The sequence below is a fragment of the Shinella sp. 20P9.1.1 genome (assembly GCF_057798995.1).
In genome coordinates this window covers 229,059-242,540 of record NZ_JBYOLC010000001.1, presented here as the reverse complement: position 1 = coordinate 242,540, position 13,482 = coordinate 229,059, and the positions used below count along the sequence as shown (strand labels likewise).

11 protein-coding genes are annotated in these 13,482 nt (G+C 64.5%); 2 read left to right on the top strand and 9 right to left on the bottom strand.

What is annotated here, in order from left to right:
- Window positions 1–2: 2 nt before the first annotated feature.
- On the bottom strand, window positions 3–683 hold the full coding sequence (locus AC27VQ_RS01095) for a GntR family transcriptional regulator (RefSeq protein WP_117370356.1): 681 nt from the start codon (window positions 681–683) through the stop codon (window positions 3–5).
- A 188-nt stretch (window positions 684–871) separates the two neighbouring features.
- Here AC27VQ_RS01095 and AC27VQ_RS01090 point away from each other — a divergent pair, with 188 nt between their 5' ends.
- A complete protein-coding gene (locus tag AC27VQ_RS01090) occupies window positions 872–1,921 on the top strand; it encodes a phosphotransferase (RefSeq protein WP_488714846.1) in 1,050 nt (349 codons plus the stop codon).
- Between the two features lie 2 nt (window positions 1,922–1,923).
- Complete coding sequence (locus AC27VQ_RS01085) at window positions 1,924–3,240, top strand: aspartate aminotransferase family protein (RefSeq protein WP_488714845.1); 1,317 nt, start codon at window positions 1,924–1,926, stop codon at window positions 3,238–3,240.
- 57 nt (window positions 3,241–3,297) lie between these two features.
- Here the strand turns inward: AC27VQ_RS01085 and AC27VQ_RS01080 are convergent, their stop codons facing one another.
- From AC27VQ_RS01080 to speB, 8 genes are all read right to left on the bottom strand, one after another.
- Entirely contained in the window at window positions 3,298–3,636 is a 339-nt protein-coding gene (locus AC27VQ_RS01080) for a RidA family protein (RefSeq protein WP_421592333.1), read from the bottom strand.
- A gap of 22 nt (window positions 3,637–3,658) precedes the next feature.
- Window positions 3,659–5,446 carry an alanine racemase gene (locus AC27VQ_RS01075; RefSeq protein WP_488714844.1) on the bottom strand — a complete coding sequence of 596 codons (1,788 nt, stop codon included), beginning with the start codon at window positions 5,444–5,446 and terminating at the stop codon, window positions 3,659–3,661.
- Window positions 5,447–5,507: 61 nt separating this feature from the next.
- Entirely contained in the window at window positions 5,508–6,755 is a 1,248-nt protein-coding gene (locus AC27VQ_RS01070) for a D-amino acid dehydrogenase (protein WP_488714843.1), read from the bottom strand.
- 66 nt (window positions 6,756–6,821) lie between these two features.
- Window positions 6,822–7,838 carry a C45 family autoproteolytic acyltransferase/hydrolase gene (locus AC27VQ_RS01065; protein WP_488714842.1) on the bottom strand — a complete coding sequence of 339 codons (1,017 nt, stop codon included), beginning with the start codon at window positions 7,836–7,838 and terminating at the stop codon, window positions 6,822–6,824.
- A 6-nt stretch (window positions 7,839–7,844) separates the two neighbouring features.
- Window positions 7,845–9,395 carry a biotin carboxylase gene (locus AC27VQ_RS01060; RefSeq protein ID WP_488714841.1) on the bottom strand — a complete coding sequence of 517 codons (1,551 nt, stop codon included), beginning with the start codon at window positions 9,393–9,395 and terminating at the stop codon, window positions 7,845–7,847.
- A 16-nt stretch (window positions 9,396–9,411) separates the two neighbouring features.
- Window positions 9,412–10,854: an aldehyde dehydrogenase family protein gene (locus AC27VQ_RS01055; RefSeq protein WP_488714840.1), complete on the bottom strand. Its 1,443-nt coding sequence runs from the start codon at window positions 10,852–10,854 to the stop codon at window positions 9,412–9,414.
- Window positions 10,855–10,866: 12 nt separating this feature from the next.
- Window positions 10,867–12,489 carry a 5-guanidino-2-oxopentanoate decarboxylase gene (locus AC27VQ_RS01050; protein WP_488714839.1) on the bottom strand — a complete coding sequence of 541 codons (1,623 nt, stop codon included), beginning with the start codon at window positions 12,487–12,489 and terminating at the stop codon, window positions 10,867–10,869.
- Window positions 12,490–12,493: 4 nt separating this feature from the next.
- Window positions 12,494–13,447 (bottom strand): agmatinase, encoded by a 954-nt coding sequence (gene speB / locus AC27VQ_RS01045; protein WP_421592340.1) that lies wholly within the window; start codon window positions 13,445–13,447, stop codon window positions 12,494–12,496.
- Window positions 13,448–13,482: the final 35 nt, after the last annotated feature.

The following is a 13,482-nucleotide window of genomic DNA, read 5'->3' as shown; positions in this document are numbered from 1 at the left end:
TCTCAGGCGCGACGCGCCTGTCGTTCTTCACCCTGCGCGATGCGGTCGAGGATAGGCTTTCCGCCAAGCAGGATGTCATCCACGATGGCCATGGAGGCCGCCGGCGAATCATGGCGTTTCAAGGCCTCGACGACCGGATAGTGATGATCGATCATCGCCCGGCCGCCGGCCAGATAGGCGTCGGATATATGTGGTCCCATCTGCAACCAGAGCCGCCGCAGGATGGTGGTGAGCACCGGCAGGCCGGCGATCTGCGGCAGCATGAAGTGAAAGGCCTGGTTGAGCTGCGTGCCCTTCAACCGGTCGCCATCGGCAATCGCTTGCTCGTTTTCCCGCAAAATCTGCTCCAGCACCTGCACATCTGCGCTCGTCGCCACCTGTGCGGCCGTTTCGGCGGCGAGCCCTTCGAGGCGCACGCGGATGGCGCGGATTTCGCGGTAACGCGCTTCGCTCAAGCCTGCGATGCGGATGTCGCGCGGCGAGCGGAAGGTGATGGCTTCATCATTGGCAAGACGCAGGATGGCATCGCGGATCGGCGTGACGCTGGTGCCGAACTGTTCGGCGAGATCGCGGATCTTCAACCGGTCGCCCGGCTGGAAACGGCCTTGCATCAGCGCATCGCACAGCGCGGCATAGACCACGCTGTTGAGGTTCTCGTATTCCAGTGTCGCGAATTCGGGCATGGAACTGGTCCGCAAAATCGAGTAACAAGATACTTGATGCATCTTTTTTGACGTGTTTCAAGTATGGGCCGCCGCCACAGGCATTCTCGGGGGAAGAAACGCCCGTGGCAATGGCGGCCGGGGCGCTGTCAACAGCGCCGGAAACCGTCTTCGACGAACCCGCGGGAAACCGCCAGAACGGAGCCAGCATGACGGAGCAAGCGCCCGCCGCCCAAAAACCGGACTCGATGTCGGCGACATGGAGCGTGACCGCGATCGAGGACGCCGAGGCGGCCGTCGCCGATGTCTATGGGTTGACCGGCGCGGTGAAGCGGCTTTCCAGCGAGCGGGACGAGACCTTTCTCTTCAAGCGCGCCGACGGCACCGATTTCATCCTGAAGATCGCCAACCCGGCCGAAGATCCGGCAGCGCTGGAATTCCAGGACGGCGCCCTCCTGCATCTCGAAACCGTCGCCCCCGCCGTGCCCGTACCGCGACTGGTGCCGACACTATCGGGCGAGCCGAGCCGCACGCTTGCCACATCGGATGGCCCGCGCATCATGCGCCTGCTCACCTTCCTCGACGGCGAGCTGCAATACCGCACGGAGGCCTCGGAGGTGCAGAGCCGCAATGTCGGCCGGGCGCTCGCCGAACTCGGCCTCGGCCTCAAGGATTACGACGGCCGCCCACCTGAAGGAAAACTGATGTGGGACATTTCCCACACACTCGATCTGCAAGCTGTCGTCGGCGATGTCGCGGAAGAGCGGCGCACGCAGGTGGAGGCCATACTGGCCGAAATCGAGCGGTCGCTGCCGGCCATCGCCGCACTCGACCGCCGCCAGATCATCCACAACGACTTCAACCCGCACAACATCCTGCTCGATCCGGCGGAGCCGACCAAGGTCGTCGGCATCATCGATTTCGGCGACATGGTGCATGCGCCCCTCATCAACGACCTCGCCGTCGGCATCTCCTATCACATGGCGACCGACAACTGGGCCGCCCGCACCGGCGCCTTCCTCGACGGCTTCCTTTCGGCGCGCCCGCTGCTGGCTCCGGAAGTCGAACTGCTCCCTCTCCTCATGCGCTGCCGTCTCGCGATGTCGATCATCATCGCGGAATGGCGCTCGGCGCGTTTCCCGGAAAACCGGGCCTATATCATGCGCAACCACGCCACCGCCTGGCGCGGCCTGCAGAATATTGCCGATCTCACTCCGGCCGGGCTGAAACGGCTCGCGCCCAACCTGACCGAGGCCTAATCATGTCGATGGTGAATGCGTTTTCGCGCGAGGATTTCGAACGGCTGAGCGACGCCGAACAGGCGCTGATCGCGCGGCGGGAAAAGGTGCTCGGACCGGCCTACCGCCTGTTTTATGAAAAGCCGCTGCATCTGGTGCGCGGAGAAGGTGTATTCCTCTATGACACCGCGGGCGAAAAATACCTCGACGCCTACAACAACGTCGCCTCGCTCGGCCATTGCCATCCGCGCGTGGTCGAGGCGATCACCAGCCAAACCGCCGTGCTCAACACCCACACCCGCTACCTGCACGAGGGCATCGTCGACTATGCCGAGACGCTGACCGCGACCTTCCCGGCGGCGCTCAGCCAGGCGATGTTCACCTGCACGGGCAGCGAGGCGAACGACCTTGCCGTGCGCATTGCCCGCTACGTCACCGGCGGCACCGGCATCATCTGCACCGATCTCGCCTATCACGGCCTGACGAGCGCGGTCGCCGAATTCTCGCCGTCGCTTGGTGAATCCGTCACGCTCGGCCCGCATGTACGCACCGTGCCGGCACCGGATAGCTACCGCCATGCACCCGAAGACATGATGGAGAAATTCGGCCGCGACGTGCGCGCCGCCATCGCCGATCTCCAGCGCCACGGCATCAAGCCGGCCATGCTGATCACCGATACGATCTTCTCCAGCGACGGCATCTTCGCCGGCCCGAAGGGCTTTTTGAAGCCGGCGGTGGATGCCATTCACGCGGCCGGCGGCCTGTTCATCGCCGACGAGGTGCAGCCCGGCTTTGGCCGTACTGGCGAGACCATGTGGGGCTTCGAGCGCCATGGCGTCGCCCCCGACATGGTGACGATCGGCAAGCCGATGGCCAACGGCTATCCGATGGCCGGCATCGTGCTGCGCCCGGAGGTCATCGCCGAATTTGGCCCGCGCGCCCGCTATTTCAACACGTTCGGCGGCAATCCGGTCGCGGCGGCAGCCGGCAAGGCGGTGCTCGACACGATCCGCATCGACGGCCTGCAACAGAATGCGCTTGAGGTCGGCAATTATCTGATGGAGGGGCTGAAGGCGCTTTCCGGGCGCTATCACGCCATCGGTGACGTACGCGGCTCCGGCCTTTTCATCGGTGTCGAGATCGTCGCCGATCCCGCCGTAAAAAGCCCGGACGCCGCTCTGACGACCCGCATCGTCAACGGCCTGCGCGAACGCCGCATCCTCATCAGCGCGTCCGGTCCGCGCGCCAACGTGCTGAAGATCCGCCCGCCGCTCGTCTTCTCGCGCGAGAATGCCGATATGCTGATCGACGCGCTCGGCGATGTGCTGAAGACGCTCTAAACGGAAAGGGCGAGGCCGCGCGTGCAGCCTCGCCCCCCGAAACCCGCTTTAAAAAGCTCAGACGAGCGCGGTGACCTGGATTTCGACCAGCAGTTCCGGCGCGGCAAGGCGTGCCTCGACGGTGGCGCGGACCGGCAGATTGTCCTTGTCGACCCACTGGTCCCAGACCTCGTTCATCTGGCTGAAATGCGCGATGTCGCGCAGCCAGATATTGGCGCTGATCAGCTTGGCCTTGGACGTGCCGGCCTCGGCCAGCAGGCCGTCGATCTGGGCGAGGATGTCGCGGGTCTGGGCGACCGTGTCGGCACCGTCGCCGGTCACGCCGGCCGTGGTGACGACGCCATTGACGACGACGGCTTCGCAGAAACGCTTGCCGGGCTTGATACGCTTGATCATCGGAAATCTCCCATGGTTGTGATCAGAGAATTGTTTTGCCGAAGGCCGACAAAATGAAATTGGCGCATTCCGCGCCGATCGGCGATGGCAGCGCGGCATCAATGCCGGAAATGCTGAGCGAGCGCAACTTGCCGCTGAGCGCCGCCATTTCCATCGCCGAATGGGTCTCGCGCACCGTGATGCCGCCGATGCCGCCGCTCCAGCCGGACATGTCGGTCGCCGTCGGCGAATAGCAGAGGTGGAAACCGCGCGTGCCGGCGGAGGCGATGGCGATAGCCTCGCGCATCGCCTGACGCAGGCCGAGCGCATCGATCTCCGACATCGTAAAGATGCGCATGCGCGATGCCTTCAGCGCCTCCACCTCTTCCGGTGCGGCATTGCGCAGGCCGATGAGCACGATATTTTCAGGCGCGATAAACGGCGGCAGGCGGTCGAGCAGGCGGCGCAGCACCGCGTTTTCCGGCGGCGCTGCATCCGCGTCGCCATCCGGCATCATCGCCGCGTCGGAATCGATCCAGACGAGGCCGAGCGCATCATGCCTTTGGCCGGCGGCCTGTACCTTGGGCAGGATATCACGCCGACGCGCGCAGATCGAGAGGGCCAGCGCATCGTCCCCCTCTCCCTTCTCGAAACCGAGATGCCCTATGCGCTCGGGGATGTTCTGCACGACGACGAGGGCGCCGCCGATGGCGTCCGTCTCAATTGTATAGGTCCTCGCCTCACCCTTCTCGCGCACATCCCGCATCGGCACTTTCTCCACATATTCCGAGGTCATCACCGTCAGCAGCGCGCCGTAATTCATCCGGAAGCTGACATTCTCGCCGACAGCCAGCGGCGGATCGGCATCGGTGAGATCGAGCACCAGATGGTCGCTGGAGGCGCCGAGCACGCGCACGCCGCGCTGCGTCGGGATCAGGCCCTCGGCGATGACGTCCTCGCGGCCGATATTGGCAATGCCACGCAACCGATCGCCCTCGTCGATGAAGACAGGCGCATTGCCGAAGGCATCGAGGCCGGAGAGGCCAATCGGCATCGACGGTTTCGTCTTCACCTCCAGAAGCTCGCCGGTCAGCTCGAAGACCTGGCGGTCGAGAGCTTCCCAGGGCTCCGTGAGGAAGGTCTCGCGCCCGCCTTGCAGGATGGCCTCGCCGATGCGCAGATTGTTGATGCCGGCAGGCATACCGCCTGCCAGCAGCAGCGGCAGCGAGGAGGAATTCCCGCCCGAAACCCAGTCGAGCGGCCGGCCGGTGATGCTCTCCACCTTGTAGGCGTGGGAGACGAGCTGGGTGAGGTTTTCCTGCGTCGGGATGATGGCGCCGAAGCAGGTGAGGTTCGTGCCGACGCCGGCAATGCGCACGCCCGGCAGTTCCATCACGGCCTCGACGGTGGGCACGAGGTCGTTCGGCCAGATGCCCTCGCGCAGGTCCCCCAGATCGATCATCAGGATGACGTCATGCACCCGGCCGAGCCGTTCAGCGACGCGCGAGATCTCGCGCATGATCTGGAGTTCGGATTGCAGGCTGATATCGACGCTGCGCACCAGCTCCTCGACCCGCGTTAACGGCGGGCTGCGCAAGAGCATGATCGGGCAATCGATGCCGGCGTCGCGCAGGCGGCGGATGTTCTCGAAGCGGGATTCGGCAATGCCCGCGACACCGCCGCGCAGCATCGCGCGCGCCACCTGCGGCATGCCGCAGGTGCCCTTGGTGACGCCGAAGGGCGTGATGCCGGAGGATTTGCAAAGATCCACGACGGTGCGGGCATTGTGCTCGATGCGGGCGAGATCGATGGAGATTTGCGGATCGGACATGACAATCCCTAGTTTTTCGCATTTCCGGACGGAAAACCGGTTCCCACTTTCCTGAAAATCCTCAGTTCCTGTAGAGCAGGCCTGCCGTATCGATCTCCGGCTTGCGGCCGGCAACGAGGTCGGCGACGAGCTTCCCCGAGCCGCAGGCCATGGTCCAGCCGACATGGCCGTGGCCCGTATCGAGGAAGAGGTTTTCGTAGCGCGCGCGCCCATGCACCGGCACGGAGCCCGGCATCATCGGGCGCAGGCCCGACCAGAGCACCGCCTTCGTTTCATCGATGGCGTCGGGAAAGAGATCATGCGCCGTCTTGAACATGCTGTTGAAATCGGCCGGCTTGAACGTGCGGTCGTATCCGGCGAATTCGGCGGTGGAGGCAAGGCGCAGACGGTTGCCAAGGCGGGAATAGGCGATCAGCCGGTCCTCGTCGACACCGCCCATCGTCGGCCCCTTGTCCTCGTCGATCGGCAAGGTCGCCGTATAGCCTTTTACGGGATAGACCGGCACATCGATGCCGATCTTGCGGGCGAGCAGCGAACTTTCCGGGCCGAGCGACAGCACGACGGCATCGCAGGCGACCGGCCCCTTGTCGGTCAGCACGGCCTTGACGCGGTTGCCCTGAACATCGAGACCGGTCACGACGGTTCCGAAGCGGAAGGCGACACCGTGGCGCACGCGGGCCTGCTCGGCAAGGCTGCGGGTGAAGAGCGAGGAATCGCCCGTCTGGTCCATCGAGGAATAGACGCCACCAGCCAGCTGGTGCTTCACCGCGGCCAGACCCGGCTCCAGCGCCACCAGCCGCTCGCGGTCCACCACCTCGATGGCGAGCCCCCGGTCGGCGATGTACTGCATGTGCTTGACGCCGGCATCCATGCTTTGCTGCGAGCGGTAGAAATAGAGGATGCCCCGGCGACGGTCGTCATAGGAAATGCCGGTCTCCTCCTGGATCGCGTTGATGCACTGGCGCGCATAGAAGGCGAGGCGGAGCTTCACTTCGGTATTGGCATGGGCGCGCGATTGCGTACATTGCATGAGGAAGCGCAGGCACCAGGAGAGAAACTGCGGATCGAGGCTGAAACGCACCTTGATGCCGAGATCGGAGCGGAACAGCGACTTCATGAAGGTGGTGAGCGCCGCCGGCGAGGCCCAGGCGGTGGAATCGCCCGGCGAGACGAGGCCGGCATTGCTCTGGCTGGTGCCGCGCGCCACACCGTCGTGGCGCTCCAGCACGGTCACGTCATGCCCGTCCTTCGACAGATACCACGCCGCCGCCGTGCCGACGACGCCGGCGCCGAGAACAACTACTTTCATGACACTCCCCCTCACCCTGACGCAGTTCCGCTTCGTCGCTTGCGGAATGACGCCAGCCTTTTGTTTTTAACTGCTCACCGCACCCTGCTTGAAGGTCGGTGCGAAGCCGCCGGAATCGCCGTCATTGAAGCGGATATAGCGCACCTCCTCCTCGAAGGTGTCGCAGGATTGCCGCCAGGTCGACCCCGGCCAGACCAGCTCCACCGAGGCATCGAGCGGCCGGTAGAGTGCCGTGTAAAGCGTGCCATAGCCGCGCCCGTAGGAGGTCTGATAGACCGGCGGACGCAGGAAGCTGGACAGCACCTTCTCGACATCGGCCGAACCGGCCAGCGATTTCTCCAGCGCCGCCTCGCGCTCCACCGATTTGGTCGTCTCCGCATGGCGCGCCCATTCGACGCTATGCTGGTGGTTGGTGCTGACGCGCCGCTCCACCACCTCGGCCGGACGGTCCGGATTGACATAGACCGTCGCGTGGTTGCCCGCCCGGTCGATGATCGCGATGGAATAGGCCATATGGACCGGAATGCGCTGGAGCATGGCGACGGCCTCTGCCGTGGTGCTGGCGAACTCCAGTACATAGCGCAGCACGACGGGAATGCCGAAGCCCTGCCCTGCGGCGGTGCGCCCGCCGAAGGAGAGCGAGACCGACAACCCGTCCTCATTGATGCCGTCGAGCACGCCCCACAGGCAATCGACCACCGCGACCACGCGCTTGTTGTAGCGGGAGGCGAGCCAGGTGCCTTCGAGGAGGCGCGGGCTGTAATCATAGTTGCGGATGAGCGCCGGCTCCGCACCCGTGACGATCGCCTGCGAGCACCCGCCGACATAGAAGGGCGGGCACCACATGGAGAGGAAGCGGGCTTCCAGATCGCCACCGCCGGCCGCCTCGACAATGGCCTCGTAGGTCGGCAGCAGTTCCGGCATATGCGCGCGCAGCGCCTTGAGGCTCATGAAATAGGTCGGGCGCGAGCGGACCCCGTCGCGCACGAACCAGCGGCTATAGGCATGCCAGTGACGATCGAACACCCGGCGCCATTTGGGGCCGGGCCGGTCTTCGTCGATGGCTTCGAACTGGAGGTCCATGGCGTCCTACAGGATCTTGAACGAACCGGCTTCCGGCGCGTCGTCGCGCTGGATTTCGGTGAGGGGCTTGCTGGCATATAGGCGCTTGATGCCCTTGATCCAGTTGCTGGCGCGCTCGTTCAGTTCGAATTCATCGTCCATCACCCGCCCGCGCGTGATCAGGATGCCGAGATCGGCCCCCTCGTAGCGGTAATCGCCGGGGCCGGTGATGCGCAGGAAGAAGGCCTCCTGCTCGCTCTCGATCGCCTGGCGGTGATAGTCGAAGCGGTCATAAGAGACGCTGCCGTCCGGCGCCATACGGTAGATGCCCGACGAAGGCGCATGGGTGACGATATCGACCAGGTCTTCCGTCGACTTGATGACCACCTGCGACCAGGAATCGATGAACTCTTTTCGCGCCCACCGATTGTTGAGTTCTTCGACGTCGATCTTGTAGTCGATGCCGGAGAATTCCATGAGGTGGAACAGGAACAGCGGCGCGTCGGCATAGGCGAAGGCGGCGTGGTTGGTCATCGAGCTTGCGCCGCAGATGCGCGGATTGAGCTCGCCGAGATAGACCTCGTTGTCCTCGACATCGATCAGGAAATCGAGGTCGAAGTAACCGCGATACCCCTCTTCGCGCAGCTGGTTGCCGAAGCGGTAGGCCATGTCGCGCGCCTTGGCGCGGATCTTTTCGGAGAAGGCGCCCGGAAAGATCTCGTTGCCGCACCAGCCACCTTTGTAGGGCGTCAGCGCCGGCTGGCCGACGACTTCGGTGAGCAGCGGGCCGACCAGCGTGCCGGAGCCGGTCGTGCAGGCCTCCATGGTCGCGCCGCGGCACTTGATGCGCTTCATGATCTTGACTTCGTCCTCCGCGGAAATCTCCGCGGCATGACGGTTGTAGTCCTCTTCGCTGGCGATGAAGAAGGTCGTGTGGCCGCTGTCGCCGAAGGCGGTCTGCACGACGAGGTCGTTGCCGATGCCGGCTTTCTTGGCCGAGGACAACAGTTCCTCATAGGTGCGGGCGGGCGCCAGCGTGTTCGGCACGGAGGGCACGCCCGCCTTGTTGCCGATGCGCACGGTCTCCATCTTGTTGTCGCAGCGCTGGCGCAGCTTCGCCTTGGGGAACCAGACCTCGATGCCGAGTTCCTTGCAGATTTCCTCGGTGGATTCGTCGAACATCAGGAAGGTCGCGACCGCGCGGCCGCCGCGCTTCGTGATGTAGTCGATCACTTCCTTATGCTGCAGCAGGTAATTGTTGATATCCTCGATGCTCTCGAATTCGGCATGGGGGATTTCGGAGGGGACGAAGACGTTCGGATGGCGGCCGTCGAAGCAGTCGATATAGCTGACGAACTTGAAGTTCCGCACCCATTCGTCGATGCCGATCAGATTGAAGTTCGTCGCGGAGATGAAATAGATCGGGCGCTCGTTGCGATGCATGACGACGCGCAGGTCGGCCACGTTTCGGATGGTTTCCATGATATACCCCTCAGATGACGTCGAATGTTTCTGGCGCTTTTCGCGCTTCTTGTCTTTTTTCTTGTCTTTCTTCCGCTCTTTCTTCTTTTTCGACATGCCCCCCGGTCCGTCGTTAGCGTTTCAGGCGTGATGTGACGTGTTTGACTTCCAGATAGGAGGACATGCCCCAGGGCCCGAGTTCGCGGCCGATGCCGCTCGCCTTGAAGCCGCCCCACGAGGTCTGGACGAAAATCGCCTGCGGGCTGTTGATCCACACATGGCCGGCCTCGATGGCGTCGGCCACGCGGTTCGCCTGCGCTTCATCGCCGCTGACGACGGTCGCGACGAGGCCGAAATCGCAATCGTTGGCGAGCGCCACGGCCTCCTCTTCCGTCTCGAAGGTTCTGATGCAGAGGACGGGCCCGAAAATCTCCTCGCGCCAGAGCGCGCTGTTCGTGGGCACGTCGGTAAAGATGGTCGGTTCAATGAACCAACCCTCAAGACCGGCCGGCTTGCCGCCGCCGGTGATCAGGCTCAGGCCTTCGGCCTTGCCGCGTTCGATATAGGCGAGCACCTTGTCATGCTGTGCCTTCATGGTGATCGGGCCGATCGCAGTCCCCTCATCCAAGGGATCACCGGGCGTCAATGCCCGGCTTCCGGCGATTATGGCGTCCATTAGCTTTGACGCAATTGATTTTTCCACCAGAAGGCGAGACGTGGCCGAACACATCTGGCCGGCATTGAAGAAGATGCCGCCGAGCACGCATTCGAGAGCCTCGTCGAAATCCGCACTGGCGAAGACGACGATGGGCGACTTGCCGCCGAGTTCCAGGCTGACCGATTTGACACCCGGAGCGCCCGCCGCCATGACGCGTGCGCCGACCGCATTCGAGCCGGTGAAGGAGACCTTCGCCACGTCGGGATGCGTCGTCATCGGCGCACCGACGCGCTCGCCGGTGCCGGTGACGATGTTGAGCACGCCGGGCGGCAGGCCGATCTCCTCCGCGATGGCGCCGAGCTCCAGTTCGACGACGGGAGTGATTTCGGACGGTTTCAGCACCACCGTACAGCCGGCGGCCAGCGCCGGCGCTACTTTCCAGGACGTCGTCACCAGCGGGAAATTCCAGGGCACGATGAGGCTTGCGACACCCGCGGGCTCCATACGCAGCCGGGCGTGAAAACCGTCGTCGGGCAGCGCCACATCGGCATCCTGCCGATCCTGCAAGGCGATGGCCTGCTCGGCATAATAGGCGAAGGAGGCAGCCGCATCGGCCATGTCGATGCGCGCTTCCGAAATCGGCTTGCCGTTGTTGCGGGAGGAGATGCGCGCCAGTTCCTCGGCACGCGCCTGCAATCTTACGGCGATCGCCCCGAGATAACGGGCGCGCTCGCGCCCGCCGGCATCGCGCCAGCCAGGGAAAGCGGCCTTGGCGGCGGCAACGGCCTTTTCCACATCCGCCGGCCCGCCGGCGGAGACCTCGTGATAGGCGACGCCCCGATAGGGATCGAAGACGGGAATGCGGCCCGGCTCGACCGGATCCTGCCAGCGGCCGTCGATGAAGAGCTGATGCCGCATGGTCGTTCTCCCCTATGCCGTCAAGGCATCAGCCAGCGCCGAGCCCGCTTTGATCTCGATGACGGTGGGCACCTTGCGGGTGGCCGATGCCGCAAGCTCGCTTTCGAGCTCGGCAATCGAGCCCGGCCGTGACGCCTCGCAGCCGAGCGCCTTGGCAAGCCCCACGAAGTCGGGCGTGAAGATATCGACGCCGATCTGCGGGATGTCGCGCTCCGCCATGAACGCCTTGATCTCGCCGTAGCTCGTGTTGTTCCAGATCATCACGGCAGTGGCGATGCCCGCCTCCACCGCACTGGCCAGCTCCTGCACGGAAAACTGAAGGCCGCCGTCGCCGATCAGGCAGACGGAGGGCCGGTTCGGCGCGCCGAGCTTGGCCCCGAAGGCGGCGGGCAGGCCATAGCCCAGCGTGCCGTAGCCGGTCGACGAGTTGAAGAACGAGCGCACCTGTGGCGCTTGGTAGAACTGGTTGACCGCATAGACCGGTTCGGTCTGGTCACCGGCCACGGTGGCGTTCGGCAAGGTCTTGCTGATGATTTCAATCAGACGGCCATGCGTGCGGCAGGCGGGCCAGAGACCGGCAGCGACCGTCTCGCGGACCGCTTTGGCGCGCGAGGCACCGTCTCCAGCCTTTCGCGCTTCGCCTAGGGCGGCATTGAGAGCCTTGGCAGCCAATCTCGCATCCGCGGCGATCGGCACGTCGGCGCGCAGCCCCGTGACGATCTGCGCCGGATCGATGTCGATGCGGATCAACGGACCGCCGAAGGCCAGCGGCTTCGGCTCGGGATACATCTCCGTCTCGCCGAACTCCGTGCCGATGGCGAGGATGGCGTCGCTGGCTTCGAGTTCCGCAAGCAGCGGATCCATGCTGAGATTGCCCGTCAGCGTCAGCGCATGGCCGGGTTTCAGGATACCGCGGCCGTTGATCGTCATGAAGACGGGAGCATCAAGCTTTTCGGCAATCGCCGTGATTTCGGCCGCCGCATCCGCGGCCCCGCCACCGGCGACGATCATCGGGCGCTTGGCGCCCTTGAGGATCGCGGCGGCCTTGTCGATGGCAGCCGGGTCCGCTGCGGCGCGGCCGGGCAGCGGCCAGGCCTCGGCCGACAGGTGTTCGGCCTCCGCGACGATGACGTCGAGCGGAATTTCGATATGGACGGGACGCGGACGCGCGGAGTTGAACACGGTGAAGGCGCGCGCCATCACCTCGGGAAGCTGGGCAGGATCGAGCAGCGTGTGGCTGAAGGCAGAAACGCCGGCCACCAGATTGCGCTGCGAGGGCAGTTCGTGCAGCCGGCCCTGGCCCATGGCCAGCTGATCGCGGGAATTCACCGCCGAGATGACCAGCATCGGCACCGAGTCGGCATAGGCCTGGCCCATGGCGGTGGCGATGTTGGTCATGCCCGGACCGGTGACGATGAAGCAGACACCCGGCTTGCCGGTCACGCGCGCATAGCCGTCGGCCATGAAGCCCGCACCCTGTTCGTGGCGCGGCGTGATGTGGCGGATCTTCGTGGCCGGCAGGCCGCGATAGAGTTCGACCGTGTGCACACCGGGGATGCCGAAGATCAGCTCCACGCCGTAGGATTCGAGGAGCCGGACGAGATATTCGCCTGTCGTGAGCCGGGTGTCTGTCATATCGTTATCGCCTCTCAACGCCCGGGAGGACGCAAAGCATTTCAAAGAGAAGGTTCGCTGCCGTGATCGCCGTGTTGCCGGAGGGATCGTAGGGCGGAGAAACCTCGACGAGGTCGCAGCCGACGAGGTTCAGGCCCCAGCAGCCGCGGATGATTTCCAGTGCCTGGATGGTGTTGAGGCCGGCGATCTCCGGCGTGCCGGTGCCGGGCGCAATCGACGGATCGAGGCTGTCGATGTCGAAGGACAGATAGACCGGACGGTCGCCCATCTGCGCGCGGACTTCTTCCATGAGCGGCGTTAGCGACTTGTGCCAGCACTCCTCCACCTGCACGACGCGGAAACCCTGCTCGCGCGACCAGTCGAAATCGTCGGCGGCATAGCCGGTGCCGCGCACGCCGATCTGGATGCAGCGCTTGGTATCGAGCACGCCGGCCTCGACGGCACGGCGGAACGGCGTACCATGGGCGATCGGCTCACCGAACATGTGCTCGTTGATATCCGAATGGGCATCGACATGGATCAGGCCGACAGGACCGTATTTCTCGGCCATGGCCCGCAGGATTGGATAGGAAAGCGTGTGGTCGCCGCCGAGCGTCAGCGGGATGCAGCCGTCCTTGATGATGTCGCGATAGGCATCGGTGATGATGTCGATGCATTTCGGCAGGTTGAACGTGTCGATGGCCACGTCGCCGATATCGGCAACCTGCAGGCTCTCGAAGGGGGCGGCCCGCGAGGCCATGTTGTAAGGGCGGATCATACAGCTTTCGGTGCGGATCTGCCGCGGCCCGAAGCGCGTACCCGGCCGGTTCGACGTGCCGATGTCCATGGGAATGCCGACGAAGCAGGCATCAAGCCCCTCGGCGGTCGGCTGCGTCGGCAGGCGCATCATGGTGGCGGGGCCGCCGAAGCGGGGCATCTCATTGCCGCCGAGCGGCTGGTTGAACGTCTTTGTCGTCATTTATCTTCCTCCGGCGGGGCGCTGTTTCACGTCTT